Annotated in this window: 20 protein-coding genes and 2 pseudogenes; 10 read left to right on the top strand and 12 right to left on the bottom strand. The window is 67.3% G+C overall.

The window, feature by feature from the left end; translation table 11 throughout:
* Positions 1–669: 669 nt before the first annotated feature.
* The gene (locus PU704_RS17675; RefSeq protein ID WP_277552184.1) at positions 670–1,161 is read left to right on the top strand and encodes an acyltransferase; all 492 of its coding nucleotides are present in this window, start codon (positions 670–672) and stop codon (positions 1,159–1,161) included.
* A 373-nt stretch (positions 1,162–1,534) separates the two neighbouring features.
* Positions 1,535–2,545, top strand: a pseudogene (locus PU704_RS17670) (IS481 family transposase).
* 298 nt (positions 2,546–2,843) lie between these two features.
* Here the strand turns inward: PU704_RS17670 and PU704_RS17665 are convergent.
* Positions 2,844–3,950, bottom strand: a complete 1,107-nt coding sequence (locus PU704_RS17665; protein ID WP_465261020.1) for an IS110 family RNA-guided transposase — start codon at positions 3,948–3,950, stop codon at positions 2,844–2,846.
* Positions 3,951–4,128: 178 nt separating this feature from the next.
* On the opposite strand from PU704_RS17665, the pseudogene PU704_RS17660 reads away from it, so the two are divergent.
* Positions 4,129–5,201 (top strand): annotated as a pseudogene (locus tag PU704_RS17660) (IS630 family transposase).
* An 8-nt stretch (positions 5,202–5,209) separates the two neighbouring features.
* Here PU704_RS17660 and PU704_RS17655 read toward each other — a convergent pair.
* The 4 genes from PU704_RS17655 to PU704_RS17640 form a co-directional block, all read right to left on the bottom strand.
* A complete protein-coding gene (locus tag PU704_RS17655) occupies positions 5,210–6,448 on the bottom strand; it encodes an oligosaccharide flippase family protein (protein WP_277552182.1) in 1,239 nt (412 codons plus the stop codon).
* A 139-nt stretch (positions 6,449–6,587) separates the two neighbouring features.
* Positions 6,588–7,688, bottom strand: a complete 1,101-nt coding sequence (locus PU704_RS17650; RefSeq protein ID WP_277552181.1) for a glycosyltransferase — start codon at positions 7,686–7,688, stop codon at positions 6,588–6,590.
* Positions 7,685–8,833: a glycosyltransferase gene (locus PU704_RS17645; protein WP_277552180.1), complete on the bottom strand. Its 1,149-nt coding sequence runs from the start codon at positions 8,831–8,833 to the stop codon at positions 7,685–7,687. Before PU704_RS17645 ends, PU704_RS17650 begins: the two co-directional genes overlap by 4 nt.
* Positions 8,830–9,447 carry an LbetaH domain-containing protein gene (locus tag PU704_RS17640; RefSeq protein WP_277552179.1) on the bottom strand — a complete coding sequence of 206 codons (618 nt, stop codon included), beginning with the start codon at positions 9,445–9,447 and terminating at the stop codon, positions 8,830–8,832. Before PU704_RS17640 ends, PU704_RS17645 begins: the two co-directional genes overlap by 4 nt.
* Before the next feature lie 143 nt (positions 9,448–9,590).
* On the opposite strand from PU704_RS17640, the gene PU704_RS17635 reads away from it, so the two are divergent.
* The 4 genes from PU704_RS17635 to PU704_RS17620 all read left to right on the top strand — a co-directional run bounded on the left by PU704_RS17635 (position 9,591) and on the right by PU704_RS17620 (position 14,647).
* Positions 9,591–10,826 carry a glycosyltransferase family 4 protein gene (locus PU704_RS17635; protein WP_277552178.1) on the top strand — a complete coding sequence of 412 codons (1,236 nt, stop codon included), beginning with the start codon at positions 9,591–9,593 and terminating at the stop codon, positions 10,824–10,826.
* A 79-nt stretch (positions 10,827–10,905) separates the two neighbouring features.
* The gene (gmd, locus tag PU704_RS17630) at positions 10,906–11,937 is read left to right on the top strand and encodes a GDP-mannose 4,6-dehydratase (protein ID WP_277552177.1); all 1,032 of its coding nucleotides are present in this window, start codon (positions 10,906–10,908) and stop codon (positions 11,935–11,937) included.
* A 14-nt stretch (positions 11,938–11,951) separates the two neighbouring features.
* Positions 11,952–12,965: a GDP-L-fucose synthase family protein gene (locus PU704_RS17625; protein WP_277552176.1), complete on the top strand. Its 1,014-nt coding sequence runs from the start codon at positions 11,952–11,954 to the stop codon at positions 12,963–12,965.
* 44 nt (positions 12,966–13,009) lie between these two features.
* Positions 13,010–14,647 carry a tyrosine-protein kinase domain-containing protein gene (locus tag PU704_RS17620; RefSeq protein WP_277552175.1) on the top strand — a complete coding sequence of 546 codons (1,638 nt, stop codon included), beginning with the start codon at positions 13,010–13,012 and terminating at the stop codon, positions 14,645–14,647.
* Between the two features lie 98 nt (positions 14,648–14,745).
* On the opposite strand, the gene PU704_RS17615 is transcribed toward PU704_RS17620, so the two are convergent.
* The 3 genes from PU704_RS17615 to PU704_RS17605 all read right to left on the bottom strand — a co-directional run bounded on the left by PU704_RS17615 (position 14,746) and on the right by PU704_RS17605 (position 16,708).
* The gene (locus tag PU704_RS17615; protein WP_277552174.1) at positions 14,746–15,141 is read right to left on the bottom strand and encodes a VOC family protein; all 396 of its coding nucleotides are present in this window, start codon (positions 15,139–15,141) and stop codon (positions 14,746–14,748) included.
* Positions 15,138–15,431 carry an ArsR/SmtB family transcription factor gene (locus PU704_RS17610; protein WP_277552173.1) on the bottom strand — a complete coding sequence of 98 codons (294 nt, stop codon included), beginning with the start codon at positions 15,429–15,431 and terminating at the stop codon, positions 15,138–15,140. The genes PU704_RS17615 and PU704_RS17610 overlap by 4 nt, the downstream gene beginning before the upstream one ends.
* Before the next feature lie 104 nt (positions 15,432–15,535).
* Positions 15,536–16,708 carry an MFS transporter gene (locus PU704_RS17605; RefSeq protein WP_277552172.1) on the bottom strand — a complete coding sequence of 391 codons (1,173 nt, stop codon included), beginning with the start codon at positions 16,706–16,708 and terminating at the stop codon, positions 15,536–15,538.
* A gap of 58 nt (positions 16,709–16,766) precedes the next feature.
* Here PU704_RS17605 and PU704_RS17600 point away from each other — a divergent pair, with 58 nt between their 5' ends.
* Complete coding sequence (locus tag PU704_RS17600) at positions 16,767–17,369, top strand: TetR/AcrR family transcriptional regulator (protein ID WP_277552171.1); 603 nt, start codon at positions 16,767–16,769, stop codon at positions 17,367–17,369.
* Between the two features lie 91 nt (positions 17,370–17,460).
* Here the strand turns inward: PU704_RS17600 and PU704_RS17595 are convergent, their stop codons facing one another.
* Both PU704_RS17595 and PU704_RS17590 read right to left on the bottom strand, forming a co-directional pair.
* A complete protein-coding gene (locus PU704_RS17595) occupies positions 17,461–18,312 on the bottom strand; it encodes a class I SAM-dependent methyltransferase (RefSeq protein ID WP_277552170.1) in 852 nt (283 codons plus the stop codon).
* Positions 18,313–18,513: 201 nt separating this feature from the next.
* Positions 18,514–20,172, bottom strand: coding sequence for a helix-turn-helix transcriptional regulator (locus PU704_RS17590; protein WP_277552169.1), 1,659 nt, complete (start codon positions 20,170–20,172; stop codon positions 18,514–18,516).
* A 103-nt stretch (positions 20,173–20,275) separates the two neighbouring features.
* On the opposite strand from PU704_RS17590, the gene PU704_RS17585 reads away from it, so the two are divergent.
* A complete protein-coding gene (locus PU704_RS17585; protein WP_277552168.1) occupies positions 20,276–20,656 on the top strand; it encodes a helix-turn-helix domain-containing protein in 381 nt (126 codons plus the stop codon).
* Between the two features lie 45 nt (positions 20,657–20,701).
* Here the strand turns inward: PU704_RS17585 and PU704_RS17580 are convergent, their stop codons facing one another.
* Positions 20,702–21,304 (bottom strand): ClpP family protease, encoded by a 603-nt coding sequence (locus PU704_RS17580; RefSeq protein WP_075872076.1) that lies wholly within the window; start codon positions 21,302–21,304, stop codon positions 20,702–20,704.
* Positions 21,301–21,945 carry a ClpP family protease gene (locus PU704_RS17575; RefSeq protein ID WP_277552167.1) on the bottom strand — a complete coding sequence of 215 codons (645 nt, stop codon included), beginning with the start codon at positions 21,943–21,945 and terminating at the stop codon, positions 21,301–21,303. The genes PU704_RS17580 and PU704_RS17575 overlap by 4 nt, the downstream gene beginning before the upstream one ends.
* Positions 21,946–22,112: 167 nt before the next feature.
* Here PU704_RS17575 and PU704_RS17570 point away from each other — a divergent pair, with 167 nt between their 5' ends.
* Positions 22,113–23,012 (top strand): phosphotransferase family protein, encoded by a 900-nt coding sequence (locus PU704_RS17570; protein WP_277552166.1) that lies wholly within the window; start codon positions 22,113–22,115, stop codon positions 23,010–23,012.
* Positions 23,013–23,066 lie beyond the last annotated feature (54 nt).

Below are 23,066 nucleotides of genomic sequence, written 5' to 3'. Positions count from 1 at the left end.
GCCCCTTTACGAGAAACCTCTTAGAATCCGCATTCGGAGGCAACAAAACATGGCGTAGAGGACGTCTTTGGGGGAACTTTTTGAGCTTACTGGACCTTATGCGTGGCCGAGTATCTCCGGGGCGAATTATCGAATTCTAACGGTATTGAGGGCTTCATTGCGTTAAAAATTGAGAGACTATACTATCTATGGCTTTTCGGTGTTGGGAGCGCATGCGGAGTCATAGCCAATTCTGACGCCCGATAGCATTGTTTTTGTTTTGATTGTCGTCCAGGTATACGCCACAGGTGGCAGTCGAGGCAACTGAGTCGCTACAGCAAGTTCGATGAGAGTTTTATTATTGGCGCTAAGTAGAGCGATTCGGAAGCGTCCGCAAATTTATTCATGGCAAGCGCCGCATCCTGATGTGCATTCCCTCAAGAGGGATTTGAGTTTAGCTGCTTTCTTTCATGAACGGATTGTTTTACTGGACATTTCGTCTGATGCCGGGTGGTGGACTGCTCATTGGTTCCTATTACGAATTTTCAATCTCGGAGTTGACGGCGTTACAGCTACTAGATGCCCCAGCACCCTAGGCATCACATGATTGTGTCCCAGGCGGGCCACCGAGTACGTGGCGACACGCATTCGCGAGCAGGGTTGGATGGCTCCTTCAAGTATGCTCAGATCATGCAACGTCGTATGTTCCAAGATTTCCTACGTGCAGTGTTTCGATGGGAACTTATTCCTCATCGTCTGCGACCGCTAATCTTAAGAAAAGCAGGTGTGACGGTCGGAAATCAGTGCCTGTTTATGTCCGGCATACGAATCAGTAGGTCCGCGCCCATCCGCATCGGCTCGAACGTATTCGTCAATTATGATAGCTACTTTGATGCCCAAGCTGAGATTAACGTGGGTTCAGACTGTCGAATTGCGGATAACGTAAGGATTGTTACCTCAACCCACAATTTAGGAACTGAAGAACGTAGAGCCGCTGATGTGAAAGGCCTTCCAATTACGATCGGAAGCGGCACATGGATTGGCTCGGGTGCCACGATTTTGCCTGGTGTTACTATCGGACGAGGTTGCGTTGTGGCAGCAGGATCGGTAGTGACGAAAGAATGCAAGCCAAACAATCTATATGCGGGTGTTCCTGCCAAATGGATTAAGTCTTTGCCGTAGGAGTAGGTTCGGTACTTGGCTCCAAGCAGTCGGGACGCAACAAACGCTCAGGGCTAGGCTTGTAAAATCTGCGGGGTAGTGGCACTTGCCCTACCTTTTGTGTGGCGGATGTGCATGTGCTTTGTGATGGGGTCAGGCGAACTACCATGGGGCAATTGCAGGCATAGGCGGGTGCCTCACTACGGGGAACTGAGCTAACTCGGGCGCTTTGGACCAGAGTTGTATCTTTTGCAGAAGTTGGGGCAAGCCGACGGGTCTAGGTATTGTGGGGCATGAGGTTCTTGCCGCGGATGTGCTGGTGAGATGAGGAGCGGGCTCCTGGCCACAGGATGGAAGTTCCTACACCGTCCGTCCGCAGCAAGAGAGCCCGTTCATGCCCCACACTAATGCACCTCTGACCCCGACCGGCCGGCTGCGCATGGTCCACCGTCACCTCAAGGACGGTACCCCGAAGGCCCAGGTGGCCGCCGAGTTCCGGGTCAGCCGTCCCACGGTGACCACCTGGGTGGCCCGCTATCTCATCGGCGGTGAGGCGGGGCTGGCCGATCGTCCCTCGGTCCCAAGGTGCAGCCCTTAGCGCACCCCGGCGGCCGTCGTGGAGCTCATCGAGTCCCTCCGGCGAGACCGGAAAAGGTCGGCCAGGCGGATCCACCGCCACCTGCTAAATCTTGGGCACGAACTGCACCTGCGCACGGTCGGTCGCTGACTGGCCCGGCTGGGCATTTCCCGCCTGCGCGACCTCACCCCGGACGGGGACGACCTGAGACGCCCGCCCCAGCGGATCCGGGCGGCCTGGCCCGGGCACATGGTGCACCTGAATGTGAAGAAGGTAGGGCGCATCCCCGACGGCGGCGGCTGGCGCGCCCACGGCCGCGGATCGACCGCCGCGAAAGCCGCCAAGCGCGGACCCGCGGCGAAGGTCGGCTACACCTACCTGCACTCGGCCGTGGACGGCTTCTCGCGGCTGGCCTACACCGAAGCCCTCGCCGACGAGAAGGCGGTTACAACGATCGGATTCTTCTGCCGAGCCCGGGCGTTCTTCGCCGCCCACGGGACCGAGAGGATCCCCCGAGTCGTCACCGACAACGGCGCCAACTACAAGGCCCGCGACTTCACCCGGTGCGTGGAGGCCCTCGCCGGCCGGCACCAGCGCATCAAGCCCTATACGCCCCGGCACAACGGCAAGGTCGAGCGGTACAACCGACTGCTGGCCGACGAAGTGCTCTACGCCCGCCCCTATTCCAGTGAGCAGGATCGCCGGGACGCGATCGGGGTCTGGGCGAACCACTTCAACTACCATCGGCCCCACACCGCCTGCGGCGATCAGCCCCCGGCCTCACGCACCCCGGCCCGTGCCAATAACGTCACGCCCTCTTACAACTGATATGTAGGGGATTCCTGTCAAGAGGGCAGGGTGAGGCGCCGTCCGGATGGCTTCCGGACGGCGCCTCTTGTTGGCCCAGCCGGTGCTGACCGGGGAGCGTGTCGATGGCGACGCGCGGTCAGACTGATATGCGCGGGTTGGCTACCGCAGGACGGTGTTCGGCTGGAGCGGACCGCTTGTCTAGGATCGAGCGTCACACCACGGCAACGAGGTCGCGGTGCTGCTCATAGTTGTTCCGCGGATCGCTCCACGCGCTGCCTCCCGGGAGCACCGGCGGGCCGGCTCGTGAGGCTGGGGCCTATCCGGCGGCGACCTCGTCCTTCACCTCGTCCATGACGGCCAAGGACCAGCACCACCCGGCCAGCTCCCAGGCGATGGCCACGGTGGCGACGGTCGGGCGCTTCTTGCGCTCGAGCATCCGCACCCAGCGTTCGTGCAACCGGCGGTTGCCGGCGTCCCCGCGGGCCCGGGCCGCGGCCGGGGCGTTGTCCCAGCGGGCGCGCATGGTGGCACCGATCCGGTAGGCGGGCCGGTGGTGCCAGGCGGCCTCCACGAGCAGCCGGCGGGCGTGGGTGTTGCCGGTCTTGGTGATCGGCCCCTGTGCTCTGCTGGCCCCGGAGGAGTGCTCGGAGGGCACCAGCCCGAGGAAGGCGCCGATGGTGTTGCCGGTGAAGCGGTGCCAGTCGCCGATCTCCACCGCCAGTCCGAACCCGGTGAGGGTGGATATCCCGCGCAGGCAGCACACCCGGGCCACCACGGCGGTGAACTCGGAGTCAGCAGCCATCGCCGTGATCGTCGCATCCAACCGGTCAAGGCGGGCCAGGGTGGCCAGCACGGTCTCGTGCCCGGCGTCGAAAGCCATCCGGGTCGCCGGGGTGGGAAGGTGCTGTCGGGCCAGCCATGCGTGATGGGCACCGGTCCAGGCCGCCCCATCGGTGTAGACGATCCCGTGGCGCAGCAGCAGCTTCGAGAGCCGGTGACGGGCGCGCATCAAATCCCCGCGGCAGTCCTCCCTGGCCCGCACAAGGTCCCGGGCGGCCTCCTGGTCCACGCCGGGAACCGTCACCGCGGTGATCTCGTCCAGGCGCAGCAACCGGGCCAGGTGCACCGCGTCGCGGGCATCGGTCTTGATCCGGTCCCCGCAGGGCCGCTGCAGCTTCGACGGGGCCGCCACCACGCACCGGATGCCGTCGGCTTCCAGGGCCCGGGACAGCCCGAAGCCGGTCGGGCCGGGCTCGTAGGTCACCGCCACCGGGCCGGGCAGGTCCTGGATCCAGGACCGGATGTGGCCGTGGTCGGGGGTCAGTCTGGTCTGGACCAGTTCGTCGGTGGCGCCGTCGATCGCCGCGGCTACGACCGATCGGGCGTGCACATCCAGGCCTACGCTCGTACGCTCTGTAAACACCGGGGCCTCCCACTGCTGTCGGATAGGCCGGGCAAGGGAGTACTTGTCCGGTAACCCACGAAGATCAGTGAGCGAGGCCCCGGCCCGCAACCCCCTGCACACCCGGGCGGTCACTACATATCGTCTAGTGCCAAGGGGTTGAACTAACTCAGCGGTTGGTGCGGTGGGATCATGGGTCATGGCGAATCATCCTGCGGCTCCGCTGCTGTTGCGCCAGGGCGACCGCGAGGCGCTGCAAAGGCTGGCGCGCTCCACGTCGGTGCGCGCCGGCCTGGCCCAACGGGCGCGGATCGTGCTGCTGGCCGCCGAGGGCATCTCCAACACCGAGATCGCGCAGAAGGTAGGCACGACCCGCAACACCGTGATCGCCTGGCGGGCCCGCTACGACGAGGCCGGCATCGCCGGGCTGGCCGACCACGACCGGTCTGGACGGCCGCGGAGGATCGACCACCGGCTGATCGTGGCCGCCACGCTGAGACCACCGCCGAAGAAACTCGGGGTCACCCACTGGTCCTCCCGGCTGCTGGCCGCCCGGCTGGGCATCGACCACACCACGGTGGCGAAAGCGTGGCGCGAGTACGGGGTTCACCCCTGGCGGGAGGGCACCTTCAAGTTCTCCACCGATCCTGAGCTGGTGCCAAGGTCGTCGACGTCGTCGGGCTCTACCTGGCCCCACTCGAGAACGCGGTGGTGCTCTGTGTGGACGAGAAGTCCCAGATCCAAGCGCTGGAACGCACGTCCCCGGGGCTGCCGATGCAGCCGGGCAAGGCGGCGGCCCGCACCCACGACTACATCCGTCACGGGACTTCCACCTTGTTCGCGGCCCTGGAGATCGCCACCGGCCACGTCACGGCCGCCTGCAAGCCGCGGCACCGGCGCCAGAAGTTCCTGGCGTTTTTGAAGCAGGTCGCCCGGGCCTACCCGGAGAGTGAGCCGCATCTGGTGATGGACAACTACGCGGTGCACAAGACACATGAGGTGAAAGCCTGGCTGGCAGCCAACCCCCGGTTCCGGGTGCACTTCACGCCCACCTCTGCGTCCTGGCTGAATCTAGTCGAGGTGTGGTTCGGGATCATCGAGCGTCAGGCCCTGCACCGAGCCGACGTCACCTCGGTGCCCGAGCTGAACAAGCGGATCCGGGCTTTCGTGACCGGCTGGAACGACCGCTGCCACCCGTTTGTGTGGACCAAGACCAGCACCGAGGTTCTCAAGAAAGCCAACCGCTCAACGACTTCAAAGACGGGCCACTAGTAGTACAACTATAGCCTCGTACCGACCACCGTTTTGCCGCCATCGTCAAAAATGGGCTGGCTCTTAATTACACGCGCGACCAATAAGACCGCCTGTACGACATAAGCAAACGCCAAACCCGTCGCCGCCCCAATCAAGCCGTAAAAACATACGCCCATTGAAATCGCGACCAATGACAAAAGGGACGTAAGAATTGACACGAAAGCGACATATTGCTCCAAAGCTCGGGCTTGCAAAAGTGAAGTCAAAAGTGATGACGTAGAAGAAAACACTAGCCCCAAAACAGCAATACGGAACGCGCCAGCAGCTGGCCCATACTGTGGACCAAACAACAGCAAAACAATTTCGTCCGCGTAATATGCCATGCCAATGTAAAAAATGGATACCAAAGACAAAACCAAAGCGACAGGGATAACCAAGGATCTTTCGATTTTGCCCTTGGCGCCAGCCGCGATGGGCAGTAAAACTGTCGCCAATGACGATGAAATCATCATGAGTGGACTAAGCGAACGTGCCACGGACCCGTAATAGCCCGCCACCACGGGGGTCGCTAGTGTCGCCACTAAAACCACGTCCAAATTGCGCAATTGAACGCCGATCGAATTAACCCAAAACGGCCTGCATGCCGAAAAGAGCTGCCTACATTCAAGAAGACCAAACCTACCAACATACCTAGGACAGTCTATCACTCGCCTACTTAGCCAAAGGCTAAATAATGATCCTAATAATGTGGCAAGGCCAAAATAGAATATAGCGTCCATTGTCGTGTGAAAGCCGACTAATACTCCTATCAGGGTCAGCAGTCTACGTAACGTTAGACCTAAAGCATTTTTCCAAACGTCGCCATCCGCTATGGCGAGCGTCAGCCTTACATCACCCTGCCGTTCAACATAGCCCGCTACAGCGAGCGGAATTAGTAGCCACCATAGAAGACCAGTAGCATTTGCAAGTATTACGGACGCGACTATTAGAAGGACACAGGCTAAAATTCCAAAAACTTGATGGACCTTTAGTGCCAGTGAGATCTGGTTAGAATTAGGGTTATTGACACGCAGTCTGAGTATGTAGGTGCCGATTCCACCATCGGATACAACTTGAATTATTATAACTAGTCCGATAAAGCTGGCCAGAATCCCAAACTGCGACGGCCCGGTGACCCGTGCTATCAGGACGAGAGCCACAGCCTGGAGCGCCGCTGCCACCACGCGACTAACTGCAATCCACGCGAAGCGCTGGAACAAGACCATCGTTTCCTCAAATTCCCTAATTGACAACCAGATCGAAATAGCGAGCATTTAGGTCCGAAGCATTCCCCATCTCCATGCGATTATGTCTTACGCGGCAAATTTGAACACATCCGTAAAGTTTAAAGTGTGCCCGGGCCACTCAGTTGGAAAACATCCGCACTACTCCTTGAGCATAATTTCTGATCATATCGCTCAGGTCAGGGTAGGGAAATGGCTCTGTGGCCCGTGGAAAACCGGTGAAATTCTTCAGCGTCCACGCGAACTTGGTTGGGTCGTCTGCGCTCGTAATACGACTCTTCCCTTCAACTAGATACTCTGCTTCGGGGGCATGATAAGGCCAAGCGGTAGTAATTACCGGTCGGCCAGCTACTAGAGCGTCAACTGCCACTAGCCCTATCCGACCTGGCATGCATACAGCCATGGACGTCTTAAGGGCTAAGGCTTTGTTGCGTCCGCTGAGATAACCAATGGATACTACTTGACCTCGCCCAATAGCGCTTTTTAGGAGCTTTTCGTCTCGCCCTTTGCCACCAACTATTAATTTTATATTCGAGTCAATCTCCCAGAGCGCGTCCAGTGCCTCGCTCAAGAAGTCGATGCGCTTGCTCTGGTCTAGTCCGCCGATGAAACAAAAGGTTTTCCCAATATTGACCCCCAAGCGATTGCTGAATTCAGCTATGTCTGCATCTGAAACAGCAGCCAAGTCTTGTTGCAATTGTGATGTATCCACGGTATTCATCACCGTTGTAATTTTGTTGGGATCAATTCCTGCACTGGAGGCATATTTTGCCCCACCGGGCGTATAAGCGAAAATATGATTGGCGACACGCATTTGTGCGCGTTCTAGAGCCAGATCAATTCTGTGACCCTGATTGACGTAAGGTTTGACGTGGCCCCATACGCCTACACGAAGTGCACGCGCGCGGCTAGTGGCAAGGGCCTTATACAAAGGAATGGATGTACCTTCCAACCCAATAATTACCCCGTCTGCCCCTTCCCACGGAACGGGGCGGCTCCCCAAGTCAAAGGTACGCCCCTTTATCTCTGCCGTGCGCGATTTAGTGCGCACTATCCAATCCCGCTCAACCGAGTCCTGGCGCGCTGCCTGGATCCCCGACGGCACTCCGGCAGCAATTACGCAATTGATGTCATGTTTATGCAATTGTCTGCGCAGTCCCTCAAAAAAACTAACCCGATAAGTGGGCACGTACGGTTGGAGGATCGTTAGCTCTTTCGTCATGCTGCCACCTTATGTCCTGTCGCGTCGCCGTACACTTTTAGCAGTCGCTTTCCAATAGCCTGCATCGAGTATTGATTTTCCACCGCTTTTCGTGCATGCTTCCCCATCGCAATACGAAGATTGGGGTTCCGTAGAAGTGTGTCGATCGCTTGCGTAACCTCGTGTTGCGAATCGCCACACACAATCCCAGCATGATTTTTTCGGACGACGGGTGCCAAGCCGCAGGATTCGGTTACAACCACTGGAAGACCAATGGCCATGGCCTCGAGCGCAGTCATGCCGAAGGGTTCCTGTACCGCAGGGAGGACGTATATGCTTGCTTCCTGCATTCGCATAAGTGTATAACTTGGGTCCATCGCCCCCTCCCATTCCATTACTTCAGTCAGGTTTTGTGCTAAAATAGCTGCTTCGACTTTCGCCCCTTCCCCTTCGTCTGGGCCGACGATGCGCCACCGTGCGCTGGGCCAATGATTCGCTAACTGCGCTGCTGATTCCACCAAGAAAAGTGGACGTTTGCGTTCGTGCAGACGAGCTAAAAAAAGAACCTCGGGCCGCGGGTTGGCACCGGTGAGTTGTTCTCCAGCAAGATAGTTGCCCGCCACGACACCATTAGCGAGTTGCTGGAGTGTAAGAGTCTTCGAACTTCGGGCTATAAGATCTCCGCGCTCTACCTCTGTGAGGTAAAGAACCGTTGAAGATCTGTGAAGGATCGGGTTAGTAATAGTGCAGTCTAATGGCCGAGCTAAGGGATGCTTTGTTGGAGCAATCATGCCGTGGGTCTGAACCACAAGCGGTTTGTTCCTTAACAGAGCAATGGCGGCTGCTGGAAGGGTCACCATGTCCCTGGCCATGTGTACATGGACGACGTCCGCGCCGCGAACGGCGTGTGCGAGCCAGCGGAGTAGTCCGAGCGATGTCAGGCCGGCGAAGCCGGACTTGGGCACCAGTCGCCGCGCGGGAAAGAGTCGTACTGGGAAGCCGTCGAACTCGGCGGGCAGCGAGCCCTCAAACCCACCCGCTGCCGCCGCGACAACTACGTCGTGACCGAGTTCGGTCAGGACCTTCGCCTGATTGATGGCGACGCGCACTGGCCCGCCATAGGCACCGTCCGGGCTGATGTAGGTCACCACATGCAGAATCTTCACAGGTCAGACCCTCGCTCGTTGGCCTTGAAGCGTTGACCCAGCACCTGCGGTGCAGCTTGGCCAAAGACGGCGTTGGCTGGCACATCCTCAGCGACTCGTGTCAGCGGCTGTACCAGTGCGGAACGCCCGACCGTCACTCCCCCGGTGACGACACAGCGGGAAGTGACCCAGGCGCCGTCGTGGATGGTGACGGGCCGGGTGATGAGTCCCATGTCCGTGCGGTGGGCGTGACTGCCGGTGGTGATGAAGGTGTCCTGGGAGACCACCGCGTCGTGGCCGATGGTGACCTGGTCCTGGTTGTGAATCCACACGCCCTCGCCGATCCAGGCGTGGTCGCCGATTCGCAACTTCCAAGGGAACTTGATGCGGGTGCGGGGCCGGATAATGACGCCTTCCCCAACCTCGGCCCCAAACAAGCGCAAGGCACGGACCCGTAGCGCGGAGCTGACCTGCCAGGGGTTGTAAATCACCAGCTGCTCCGCGGCGGCCCAGGCGTAGATCATCCATTTCGGGCGATCCCATGCCTCGCCGGCGCCGGGCGCCCGGGAAAGATCGATGACAGGGACGTCCTGCTGGGCGCTGTCCTGCACGGTGGGGGGAGAGTCGTTCGACATGGTGGGTCCTCGAGCACGTGACGTGCGACATCAGGGGGCGGGGGGGAGTGTCAGATACATGCATCTGGATGTCACCGGTAACGTTACCGGTCGAGTCCCCCGACTCGGCCCCACCCCCGTCTCACTTCGAAAGAGTTTCCTCGATGTCCCCACGTGTGACGATTATTGGCCTGCACTTTGCCCCCGAGCCCACAGGCAATGCCCCGTATACCTCGTCCCTGGCCGCCGGCCTCGCCGACAAGGGCTGGGAGGTCAAGGTGATTACCGGATTCCCGCACTACCCGCAGTGGCAGATCTACGACGGCTACTCCGGACGGGTCCACTGTGAACGGCACGATAACGCCGACGTCTTGCGGCTGCGCCAGTACGTCCCGAGCCGGCCCAGCCTCGTGACCCGCACCCTGATGGAGCTGCACTTCGGGCTGAAGGCAGCACTCGCCGACTGGGGGGACCCCGACGTCGTCCTTCTCGTCTCCCCCGCGATGTTCTCCACGGCCCTGTGCGCGCTGGCCGCGAAGTTCCGGCACCGGGGTGTGCCCACCGTCACCTGGGTGCAGGACCTCTACTCCCGCGGCGTCGAGGAGTCGCACGCCTCCGCAGCCGTCGTCGCTCCCGTGATGCGGGCCATCGAGGGCGCCGCGCTGTCCTCCGCACGCAGGACGATCGTCATCCACGACCGCTTCCGCCAGCACGTGGTGGATCGGCTCAACGTCCCGGGCGAGCGGGTGCAAGTGGTCCGCAACTGGACGCACATCACGCCGCAGACCTCCGTAGACCGGGACGGAGTGCGCCGCCGGCTGGGCTGGGCGCCGCACCGCACCGTGGTCCTGCATGCCGGGAACATGGGCGTGAAGCAGGGTCTCGACAACGTCGTGGAAGCCGCCCGTCTGGCGCAGGAGCAGGGTTCCTTGCTTCGGTTCGTGCTCATGGGCGACGGAAACCAGCGTCGCCATCTCGAAGAGCTCGGCCGAGGCGTGGCGAACCTCCAGTTCCTCGGCCCCCTGCCCAACGACGAGTACGCGGCCGCGCTGGCCTCGGCCGACATCCTGCTGGTCAATGAACTGGCCGGGGTGAAGGACATGTCCGTGCCCAGCAAGCTCACCTCGTACTTCGTGACGGGCCGTCCGGTGCTGGCTGCCGTGGAACGCGAGAGCGCTACGGCCGGGGAGGTCGAGGCCTCCGGTGCCGGCCGGGTCGTGCCCTCCCACGATCCCCGTCATCTGCTTCGGGCGGCCGAGGAGATGAGCGTGGACCCCGCTGCGGCCAATGCCCTGGGGTCGCACGGTCCCGACTACGCCGCCGCACACCTCTCTTCGGAGGCGGCTATGCGCCGGTGGGACGACCTGCTCCGATCTTTGACGCAACATGTCCGCCGCTGATCACCGGGTTTGCCGGTTGATTCACTAGCATAAAGCTGTCCCCCCAACGGCCCACGCCCCATCCCCCCGAAGGACGATCATGCACGCCACCCCCAAGAAGGCCTTCATCACGGGCATCACCGGTCAGGACGGTTCCTATCTGGCGGAGCTGCTGCTCGCCAAGGGGTACGAGGTCCACGGCCTGATCCGCCGGGCCTCCACGTTCAACACCCACCGGATCGACCACCTCTACTCGGACCCCCACGAGGCGGACGCGAAGCTGTTCCTGCACTACGGGGATCTGTCCGACGGGTCCCGTCTGGTCACATTGATGGCGCAGATCCGCCCGGACGAGGTCTACAACCTCGCCGCCCAGTCCCACGTGAAGGTCTCCTTCGAGGAGCCAGAGCACACCGGGGACACCACCGGGCTGGGCACCATCCGCCTGCTCGAGGCGATGCGCCTGGCCAACGTGGACGCCCGTTACTACCAGGCCTCCACCTCCGAGCTGTACGGGGCGACCCCGCCGCCGCAATCCGAGACCACCCCGTTCTACCCCCGCTCCCCCTACGGGGCGGCGAAGATCTACTCCTACTGGATCACCAAGAACTACCGCGAGGCCTACGACATGTTCGCGGTCAACGGCATCCTGTTCAACCACGAGTCCCCCCGCCGCGGCGAGACCTTCGTGACGCGGAAGATCACCCGGGCCGTGGCCGCGATCAAGGCCGGCCAGCAGGAGAAGCTGTACATGGGCAACCTCCAGGCCATCCGCGACTGGGGCTACGCCGCGGAGTACGTCGAGGGCATGTGGCGGATGCTGCAGGCCGACGAGCCCGAGGACTTCGTCCTGGCCACCGGCACCCCCTGCACCGTGCGGGAATTCCTGGAGATCTCCTTCGACCACGCCGGGCTCGACTGGCGCAAGCACGTCGAGTTCGACGAGCGCTACCTGCGCCCCACCGAGGTCGACGCCCTGATCGGGGACCCCGCCAAGGCCAAGGACAAGCTCGGCTGGGAGGCCACCATCAAGGCCCCCGAACTGGCCCGCCTCATGGTCGACGCCGACATCGCCATGCTCCAGGACGACGCCTGGGTCGACTCCGTCGAGCTCGCCTCCTGGGCCAAGTGACGGAAGATCCCACCATGACAGCGCAAACCACCGAGCACTACACCGAAAAGGCCGCTGACACGACGACGTCGTTCGTCCCCGGCCCGCTGGAGCGCACCGCCCCGTTCTACGTGGCCGGGCACCGCGGGCTGGTCGGCTCCGCGATCTGGCGCAAGCTGCAGGCCGAGGGGTTCACCGACCTCATCGGCCGTACCTCCGCCGAGCTGGATCTGAAGGACCGCGACGCCGTGTTCGCCTTCTTCGCCGAGGCCAAGCCGCGCTACGTGGTGCTCGCCGCGGCGAAGGTCGGCGGGATCCTGGCCAACAACACCTACCCCGTCGACTTCCTCTCCGAGAACCTGCGGATCCAGGTCAACGTCCTCGACGCCGCCCTGAAGCACGGGGTGGAGCGGGTGCTGTTCCTGGGGTCCTCGTGCATCTACCCGAAGCTGGCCCCGCAGCCGCTGAAGGAGGAGTACCTGCTCACCGGGCACCTGGAGCCCACCAACGACGCCTACGCGATCGCCAAGATCGCCGGGATCCTGCAGATCCAGGCCGTGCGCCGCCAGTATGGGCTGCCCTGGATCTCCGCGATGCCCACCAACCTCTACGGGCCCGGGGACAACTTCTCCCCCACCGGCTCCCATGTGCTGCCGGCGATGATCCGCCGCTACGAGGAGGCCCGGATCACGGGGGCCGAGTCGGTCACCAACTGGGGCACCGGCACCCCGCTGCGGGAGTTCCTGCACGTGGACGACATGGCCGAGGCCTGCCTGCACCTGCTCGAGCACTACGACGGGGACGAGCACGTCAACGTGGGCACCGGCACCGACGTCACCATCAAGGAGCTCGCCCACCAGGTGGCCGCCGCCGTCGGCTACGAGGGCCGCATCGAATGGGACACCACCAAGCCCGACGGCACCCCGCGCAAGCTCATGGACGTCTCCAAGCTGGCCGCAGCCGGCTGGACCGCCCGGATCCCCCTCGAGGAGGGCCTGCGCACCACCGTGGACTGGTACCGCGAACACCAGGACGGTATCCGCGAGTGACCGTCACGCAACCCCCCACCCCCGAGCCGATCCCGAGGAGAACCATGGAGCACCCTGACGCAGAGCGCGAAGCCCCGGCGCTCGATGCCCGGGATCTGCTGCGTCTGGTGCGCACCCACTGGCGGGCCATCACGCTGATCACCTTGCTGTGCACGCTCCTGGCCCTCGGCTGGACGCTCATCCAGCCGAAGATCTACTCGGCCACCGCGTCCGGGCTGGTCGTGGCGACCGGGGAGCAGGACCTGGCCAGCGCCCTGGCCGGGAACAACCTGGCGCAGTCCAAGGCGGTGTCCTACGAGTCCTTGGCGACCGCACGGCCCGTCGCGGTCAGGGTGATCGACGAGCTCGGTTTGGAAGCCACGCCCGAGGAGTTGCTTCCCCGCATCGCCACGGACGTCCCGGTGGACACGCCGGAGATCCGCATCACCGCCGATGCGCAGGACCCGACGGAGGCCGCCGATCTGGCGAACGCCTGGGTCGTGGCCCTGTCCGAGCAGGCGCGGGAGGTGGAGAGCCAGGGCGACGAGGATGCGATCAACCGCGTGGCCGTCCAGCCGCTGAGCAACGCCTCCCTGCCGCTGGCGCCCTCCTCGCCGAACCTCAAGCTCAACCTGGCCCTCGGCCTCGTGTGCGGTCTGGGGCTGGGTCTGCTCTACGCCTTCGCCCGGTACAAGATGGACCGGCGGATCAAGTCGGTCGAGGAGATCCGGGACGGCTTCGGCGTCGCGGTCCTCGGCGTGATCCCCACGGACGAGCGGCTGGTCGACCACCGCGAGATCATCGAGACCGGCTACTCCGGCGGACGCGGGCACCACGAGTTCTCCGAGGCCCTGCGCGAGCTGCGCACCAACCTCAGCTTCGTCTCCGTGGACAACCCGCCGAAGATGATCGTGGTCACCTCCTCTCTGCCGGGTGAGGGCAAGTCCTCGATCACCGCGAACCTGGCGGTGGCCATCGCCTCGACCGGGCGCAACGTCGTCGTCGTGGACGGGGACCTCCGGCGCCCGGTGATGACGGACCTGTTCGGCCTCGTGCCCGGGGTCGGTGTCACGGACGTGCTGACCGGTCAGGTACAGGTGGACGAGGTGCTGCAGACCTACGACAAGTTCCCGAACCTGCAGGTGCTCGGCGCCGGCCGCACCGCGCCGAACCCCACCGAGCTGCTGTCCTCGAAGGCCATGCACGCCATGCTGGAGACCCTCGCCGAGGATGCCCTGGTCCTGGTGGACGCTCCCCCGCTGCTGCCGGTCACCGACGCCGCGCTGCTCACGGCCTCGGCCGACGGGGCGATCATCGTGGCCACCGCGCAGAAGACCACCACGGACGAGCTGTCCAAGGCGCTGGAGAACCTGCACCAGGTCCGCGGCAACGTCCTCGGTGTGGTGCTCAACCGGGTCCCCACCACCGGCGCGGACGCCGGGTACTACGGGTACTACGGGAAGTCCTACTACGCGAGCTCGGACGACCAGGCGGCGCCGAAGACCGGCGCGCAGCCGGTCGTGCCGGCTGCGGCTCCGGTGGCGCAGTGGAAGGAGCCCACGGCTCCGGCGGCCGAGGACGCCGCCCCGGCTCCGCGGGCCGAGCAGGCCAAGAGCGAGGACTCCGCCGAGCACGAGACCTTCGGGATCGAGGCGTGGGGCCGGTCCGGCTCGTCCTCCGGATCCACGGCCACGGGGCACTGAGCCCGGCCGGGTCCCGGCTCTCCGTCCACGAGGCGCCTTCCTGCGGGAAGGCGCCTCGTGCGTGTTGGTGCTCCTGCGATCAGCTCAGGGTGCTCGGCCTACCCCGGTTCGTTCATCGCCGCGATCTGGATGAGGTTGCCGCAGGTGTCGTCGAGGACCGCGGTGGTCACCGGCCCCATCTGCGCCGGCTCCTGGACGAAGCGCACCCCCAGGCCGGTGAGCCGCTCGTACTCGGCCTGGACGTCCTTGACGGCGAAGCTGTTGAAGGGGATGCCGTCGGCCACCAGCGCCTCCTTGAACGGGCGGACGGCCGGGTGCTCGGAGGGCTCCAGCAGCAGCTCCACCCCGTCCGGGACCTCGGGCGAGACCACGGTGAGCCAGCGGAAGGGCCCGGCCGGCACGTCGGTCTTGAGTTGGAAGCCGAGCTTGGTGGTGTAGAACTCCAGGGCTTTGGCCTGGTCGTCCACGAAGATGCTGGCGGTGGTGATTCTCATGACTCGTCCTTCGGTGGGGGCGGCAGGGCGTCCAGCCACTGCCGCAGGTCGGTGAGCGGGGCGGTGTCCAGGTGGTGCACCGTGGTGCGGCCCCGGACGGTGCTGGTCACCAGGCCGGCCTCGCGCAGCACGGCCAGGTGCTTGGTCACGGCCTGGCGGGTCAGGGACAGGCCGTGGGCGGTGGTCAGGCGCACGGTCAGCTCGAAGAGGCTCTGGTCGTTGCGCGCGCCCAGCTCCTCGAGCAGGATCCGCCGCGCGGGGTGCGCGAGCGCCTGGAAGAGGATGTCCACGCGACCAGAATAGGCAACCCTGGAGTTGCTGATCAAGGATCGGTGGAAGATTGCGGTCCCGGCGGCCGCGTCGTGATGGTGCCGGAGCCGCTCGGACGGCGGGGTCACCGCCGGCCGGCCAGCGCCGTGAGACCCCCGGCGGCGCAGAGGCCGGCGGCCAGTCCCGCCAGGACGGCGGGGTCCAGGAGGTCGCGGGCCAGCCCGAAGCCGACGGAGCCCAGGGCCTGCCCGGTGGCCAGGGCGATGAAGAGCACGGACGTGCCCGCCCCGGCGCTGCCGGGCCAGACCTGGCGCGCCCAGAGGATGAGCACACCGGACAGGCCCATGTAGCCGGCGCCGAAGAGGGCCATGCCCGCGTAGGCCGCTCCGGCGCTGCCCGCCGCCACGGACACCCCGACACCGGCTCCGGCCACGGCCAGGGCGCCCGCACACCAGCACCATCCGCCGCGGGTGCCGGACCGCCGCACGAGCGCTCCGGTGAGGACGCCGAGCACTCCCCCGAGCCCCAGGGCGATCCACAGCCGGCCGACCCGCTCCGCGGGCACGGCGCCGGAGGCGGTGATCAGCAGTGGCCCGAACGTCCAGATCAGGGCGGAACCGGCTCCGGCGATCACCGCCGCCACGGCCGGGACGGCGAGCAGCCGCCACGGACCCCGGACCGGACGAGCGGGCGGAGTCGCGGCGGGCCGAGCGGCCGGCAGGTCACCGCGCGCCCGGGCGGGCCACCACGCCGCCGCCGTGGCCGCCGCGCAGACCAGGGCCATGAACAGCCAGGCCGCGCCGACCGACGCGGCCGCCGAGGCGACCACGCCGGCCCCGATCACTCCCACGGCCGTTCCGGAGTTCACCACGGACTGTGCCGCCGCGCCGGCGCGCGGGGCCACCACCGCGTCGATGACCGGCACCAGGGCGGGCGAGGCGAAGCCGCCGCCCATCCCGCCGACGAACACTGCGAGCACGAACAGCGCCGGGGTGGGGGCGATCGCCACGCCCAGGCACCCCGTGACCGCCGTGGCCCCTGCCAGCAGCAGGCCGGCTCGAGGACGCCGGTCCACCAGCCGGGCGGCCAGCACGGCCGCCAGGGAGTAGGAGGTGAACTGCGCGGCCCCCGCCCAGCCGAGGACGTCCGTGAGCTCCGGCCGCTTCGCACCGATCCGGGGCGCGAACAGGCCCACCCCGAACCGGGCCATGCCGTACGTCGCCGCGATCAGCAGCATCCCCGCCGCCGCCGCCCCCAGACCGGACGCGGCGCGTCGGTCCACCGTGGTTCCCACCATGCCGGCACCTCCATCAGCATAACGATCGTTTCACCATAACAGTCGTTATACTAGCGGCATGGCCAACCCTCAGCACACCCGGGACCGCATTCTCGACGCCGCCGAGACGCTCTTCTTCCAGGAGGGCATCGCCGTCACGGGCGTGGACCGGGTGGCGGCCTCCGCCGGCGTGGCGATCGTGACGCTGTACAAGCACTTCGGCTCCAAGGACAACCTCCTGCGCGAGGTGCTCTCCCGCCGGCTCGACGCCTGGACGCAGCACTGGGACGCGGCCGTGGCCGGTGCCGGCTCCGCGGAGGGGCGCCTGCTGGCGGTCTTCGACGCCGTGGAGACCTTCCGCGCCGCCGCGGGGCCGACCCAGTGGTGCTGCTTCCTGGCCACCGCCTCGGAGCGTCCCGCCCCCGAGGAGGGGCACAGCGACCCGGTCTTCGAGCTGATCCGCCAGGACACCCGGATCGTCACCGACCGGCTGACGGACCTGGCCCGCGACGCCGGGCACGAGGACCCGGCCACCACGGCCTCCACGCTGCTGCTGCTCTACAACGGGGTGCTCAGCAGCCTGTTGCGCGGTGCGCCCTCCGATCCCGTGGCGCTCGCCCGCACCACGGCTCGCGTGCTGCTCGGCTCCCGCGCCGGGCGGCTGTCCTCCAGCCCGGGCTGAGTCCGCGGAGCACCGCCCCGCCCGCGGACGGCCGCACGGCCCCGGAGGTGACCTCCGGGGCCGTGCGGATCGTGGGCTCACCCGGCGCGGCTCAGGCGCGGGTGCCGGTCGTGAGCAGGTACTCCATCTCGAAGCGGGCCCGGTCGGCGGTGCCGCAGTTCCAGCGCTCGCACAGCTCGTCGAGCGCCGCGTCGAACTCCGCGGCACGGCCTTCCCGCTCCGCGTTGGCCCGGACGGCGACAGCGGGGCCGTAGTTGACCCGGAAGTGCTCGCCGAAGTCGCGGGCCCGCGCGAACGCCGTGACCTCGAGGACGTCCCGGCGGACCGTGGCGAACTCCACGCGCCCGCCGAAGAGTCCTCGCTGGTGCTCCTCGCTGCCCCACAGCGGCGCCGGCTGCACACCCGGCGGCGGGGCGGGGGCGAAGGGCTTCATGGTGCGGAAGAGCTCCCCCACCAGCCCCTCGGGCGTCCAGCTCAGCAGCGCGAGGGTCCCGCCGGGGCGGGTCACCCGCACCAGTTCGTCGGCCGTGCGCTGGCGGTGGGGGGCGAACATGGCGCCGATGCAGGACATCACCACGTCGTAGGAGCCGTCCGCGAACGGGAGGTCCTCGGCGTCGGCCTCGATCCAGTCGAGATCGAGCCCGGCGGCCTCGGCGCGGCGCCGGCCGACGTCGAGCAGTTCGGGCGTCAGGTCGCTGGCCGTGACGTGGGCGCCCGTGGCGGCCGCGGGCAGGGAGGCGTTGCCGGTGCCGGCGCCGACGTCCAGGACGCGCCGGCCGGCGCTGATGCCGCCGGTCTCGACGAGGCGCGGGCCCAGCGGGAGCAGGAACGTCTCCACCATGGCGGGGTAGTCGCCCGAGGCCCAGATGGCGCGGTGCTTGGCCTTGAGCTGCTGGTCCGCCGTGGGCGTGCCGGGTGCCGGGGTGCTGAGGGTCTGTGACATGGCGGGGTCTCCTGATCGGTGGTGCGAATGCCTCGGGTCGAGGCCTGCTGCTGGTGTGCGCTGAAGTGCTGTCACGCCATCCAGCATCCGCCGATCGGCGGGGCCGGACATCGGGAGAACGCCCTATCCGGTCCCCATCCCCCGGTCCCTATCCGCAGCTCCTGTCCCGCCGCCCCTGCCCCTGTGCCCGGCTCCGGTCCGTCAGCCGCTGTCCCGGCCGCCGGCCACCGTGTGCGCGGCCGCCTCCGCGCGGTTGTGCACCCCGAGCTTCATCAGGATCCGGCTCACGTGGTGCCCGGCGGTCTTCTGGCTGATGCCCAGCACCCGGGCGATCCGCGCGTTGGACATCCCGAGGGCGATGAGGTCCAGCACCTCGTGCTCACGCGCGGTCAGCTCGCCGGTGCTCCGCGGCCGGGGTGCCGTGCCGCCCCCGAGATCGCGCAGGAGCCGGGCCGCGGCGTCCAGCTCCCGGGCGGCCCCGAGCTCCCGGAAGGCGGTCTGGGCGGCCAGCACCTCCTCCTGGGCCAGCTCCGGCGAGTCGTCCAGCACCGCGCGGGCCAGTTCCAGTCGGGCCAGACCGACGTCCAGCGGCATCGCCAGCACGCCGAAGGCCCGCAGGGCCCGCCGGGCGGACTCCGCCGCGGCGGAGCGGTCCCCGGTGGCCAGGGCGAGCCGGGCCGCCGCCAGGTCGGCGCGCGCCGCGCCGAGCCGCACCCCGGACTCCTCGGCGATCCGCTGGAGCTGCTCGACGGCCACCTCCGCACCGGCGGGGTCCCCGGCCGTCAGGCGGGCGTCGACGAGGGCGGCCAGCAGCTGCGCGGTGCGCACCGCGTGCCCCTCCGTCTCGGACAGGCCGCGCTCGAGCAGGGAGACCGCCACCTGCGCCCGCCCTTCGGCCAGGTGCAGCAGCGCCAGGGCCCGCAGGGTCGCGGGGTGCTCCTCGCGCCGGACCAGCAGGTGCTCGGCCTCGCGCAGCCGGCCCTGGTGGATCCGCAGCTCCGCGAGGGAGGCGCGCGCCGGGACGCTCAGCTCCGGAATGGCGCGGGCGTGGGTGGCCAGGGCGGACGTCAGCGCCGCCTCGGCCTCGGCCCAGTGGCCCGTGGCGATCAGCACGTCGGCGTGCACGGTCCGGCACACCCCCAGCAGCGGGGCCGCCTGGTGGGTCTGAGCGAAGTCCTCCACGCGCTCGCACCACTCCACGACGCGCTCCCACTCCTCGGCCTCTGCGCAGGCCGCCACCAGGGTGCAGTAGGTCTCGCCCAGGGTGTGGACGTTGCGGATCCGGCCCGCCGTGGCCGCGACCATGGCCTCCTCGAGCAGCCGCAGGCCCGGTTCCCGGTGGCCGGCGGTCAGCTCCGCCTTGCCCAGCAGGCTCAGCGCGAGGATCTCGAGGTCCTCCGCCCCGGTCTCCCGGCCGATGCGCAGCGCGAGGGCGGCCTGCTCGGCCTGCTCCTCGACGGCCTCGGCCTGCTGCGCCCGCCCGATCGCCACCCAACCGTGCCCCACGCCGGTGGGGGTGTCCCCGAGGACCCGTTCGGCCCGGGCGAGCCAGCCCCGGGCCGCGGACGGACGGCCCGCGATCAGGTGCTGGTCGGACACCCAGGCCGCCACCCGGGCGGCGTCGTGGACCCGGTGCTGGGCCGCGTAGCTCCCGACGGCGCGCTCGCGCCACTCGATGCCCTCCGCGATCCGGCCCTCGAACCACAGGGCCAGGCCCAGGCCCTCGGCGGCCACCGCGTGCTCGGCGGATCCGCCGCTGTCCAGGACGCGCTCGAGGGCCCGGCGCGCGGCGGGCCAGTCGGCCTGCTCGAGCGCCCGCTCCCCCTCCTGGACCAGCTCGCCCACCTGCGGCGATCCCATGCCAGCAGTATCCCACCGCGTCCGCCGCGGGGACAGGCGCGCAGTGATCCGCTCACAGCAGAGGACCCGCCCGCCGGCGCCGGGACGGACCTAGCATGGATCCATGAGCGACGTGACCGAGCCCACACCGGCCTACCTCCCGGCGCCCGCACCCCGGGAGCGGGCGGCGCCGCGAGCGCCCGTGGACCCGCTGTGGCGGTCGGTGCTGGGGATGTTCCTGCGCCGCCACCGCCTGGCCCAGGGCTTGACCCTGGCGCAGGTGGCCCGCACCTCCGGGGTGTCCACGCAGTACCTCTCGGAGATCGAGCGCGGGGTGAAGGACCCGTCCTCGGAGATCATCGCCGCGGTGGTCGGGGCGCTGGGGCTGAATCTACTGGATCTCACGGCGGGGACCACCGGGGTGCTGCGGGACGCGGCCCCGGCCGCCCGGGTGGCGCCGGGCGGTCCGGTGTGCCTGGCCGGGCCTGTGGCCCTGGCCGTCTGAGCGGCCGGGCCCGCAGCGCCGTGCCCGCGGTGCGGATGCCCCGGGTCACCGGGCCCGGACCTCCCGCGGGGTGACCACCCGGTCGGCCACCCCGTAGGCCACCGCCTCCTCGGCGGTGAGCACCAGGTCCCGGTCGGTGTCCTCGCGGATCTGCTGCGGGGTGCGCCCGGTGTGCCGGGCCAGGACCTCCTCCAGCTGCGCGCGGGTGCGGGCGATCTGCTCGGCCTCGAGGATGAGGTCCGGAATGGTGCCCTGGCCCTGGGCGGCGGGCTGGTGCAGGACCACCCGGGCGTGCGGCAGCACGGAGCGGCGGCCCGGGGCGCCGGCGGCCAGCAGCACCGCGGCCGCCGAGGCGGCCTGGCCCACGCAGGTGGTCTCCACGGGGGCGCCCACGTACTGGATGGCGTCGTAGACGGCGAGCATCGCCGTGGTGGAGCCGCCCGGGGAGTTGATGTAGAAGCCGATCGGCTGCTCGGAGCCGTAGGAGTCGAGGTAGAGCAGCTGGGCGATCAGGACGTTGGCGACGCCGTCGTCGATTTCGGTGCCGAGGTAGACGATCCGCTCGGCCAGCAGCCGGCTGAAGACGTCCATGCTGCGCTCCCCGTGGGGTGTGCGCTCGACGACGTAGGGCACGGTGTAGGTGCTCATGACCCCACCCCCGCAGCGGCGGGCGACCCGGCGGGCGTCGCGGTGGGTGTGGCGGCGCGGGGCCGCACGTCGTCGAGCCCGGCGATGACCCGGTCCACGAACCCGTAGGCGCGGGCCTCCTCGGCGGTGAACCAGCGGTCGCGCTGGGAGTCGGCCGTGATCTGCTCGACCGGCCGGCCGGTGTGCTCGGCGATGAGCCCGAGGACCGTGTCCCGGGTGTGGCGCAGGTCCTCGGCCTGGATGGCGATGTCCACCGCGGTGCCGCCGATCCCCGCCGAGCCCTGGTGCAGCAGGATCCGCGCGTGCGGCAGGGCGTAGCGCTTGCCCGGGGTGCCGGCCGAGAGCAGGAACTGCCCGGCGCTGCAGGCCAGTCCCATGGCCAGGGTGGAGACGTCGTTGGGGATGATTCGCATGACGTCCATGATGGCGAGCATCGCCGGGACGGAGCCGCCCGGGGAGTTGATCCACAGGCTGATGTCCCGGCGCGGGTCCTGGGCGGAGAGCAGCAGCAGCTGGGTGCACAGCCGGTTGCCGGTGGCCTGGTCCAGCTCGGCGCCCAGCACGATGATGCGCTGCTCCAGCAGCCGGGAGGCCAGTTCGTCGTCGAGCGGGGTCCTGGGTGGTGCGGTGGTGGTGTTCATGGCCCCAGCGTGGACCCGGCCCGCACCGGGCGGAACCCGTTTCTGCTGTGCGCGGCTCCGCCCTGAGCGGCTCCGCCGTGAGCAGTGCGGCTCCCGCGCTGTGGCCCCGGGGACGGCTCTATCCTGGGCACAGCCGGCGGGCAGCCGGGCCGCACGGAAGGACTCCCATGGACGAGCTGGACCGGATCGCCGCCGCCTTCCCGGACCTGCGCTGGTCCCGGGCCCGGCGCATCACGGAGGGCTGGGACCACGTCGTCGTCCTCCTCGACGACGCCCGGGTGTTCCGCTTCCCGCTCCAGGCGCCCTACGCGGACGGACTCGGCCGGGAGATCGAGGTCCTCGACCACCTCGCCGGTCGTCTCGCCGAGCGCTCCGGCGACGGTCTCGCCGGGCCGCTGCCGGTCCGGATCCCGCGCTACGACCGGGTGGCGCCCGACGGCTCGTTCGCCGGCTATCCGATCGTGCCGGGCCGGACGCTGACCCCGGAGCTGATGGCCGCCCTGCCGGCGGCGCAGCGGGAGACCCTCGTCGGCCAGCTGGCCGGGTTCCTCTCCGCCCTGCACACCGCCCCGGTCGCCGGGACGCCGCTGGAGCGGGTGCCGCCGTCCTACCTGGCCGAGGATCAGCGGGAGGTCCGCGAGGGGGTCGCGGCCCATCTGCCGGCCGTGCTGACGCCCGGTGAGCTGGCCGAGGTGGAGGGAATCCTCGCCGACGTCGACGCGCTGCTGGCCGCGGACCTGCCGATGGTGTTCTCCCACAACGACGTCTACAGCCGGCACCTGCTCTGGGACGAGGCCGCCGGGCGGCTGGGGGTCATCGACTTCAGCGACATGTGCCTGGGGGACCCGGCCGTGGACTTCGCCGAGCTGCACGAGTACGGCGAGGAGTTCGTCCGTGCCGTCTACGAGCGCTACACCGGGCCGGGAGACCCCGGGTTCCTGAACCGGGCGTGGACCTATCAGCGCTGGGTCGGGGTGTACATGCTCACCGACCACTTCGAGGTGGGCAAGACCACCTGGTCGGTGGCCCGGGAGACCTTCGACCGCTGCCGGGCACCCGGCAGCTGAGCCGGCCCCGGACCGGCACCGGGGGCCGCGTCCCGACTCGACGCAGGCGCCGCA

The sequence above is a fragment of the Kocuria oceani genome (assembly GCF_029524215.1).
GTDB lineage: Bacteria > Actinomycetota > Actinomycetes > Actinomycetales > Micrococcaceae > Kocuria > Kocuria oceani.
Note: the sequence above shows the minus strand (reverse complement) of the source record. Positions and strands in the feature narration are given on the sequence as shown.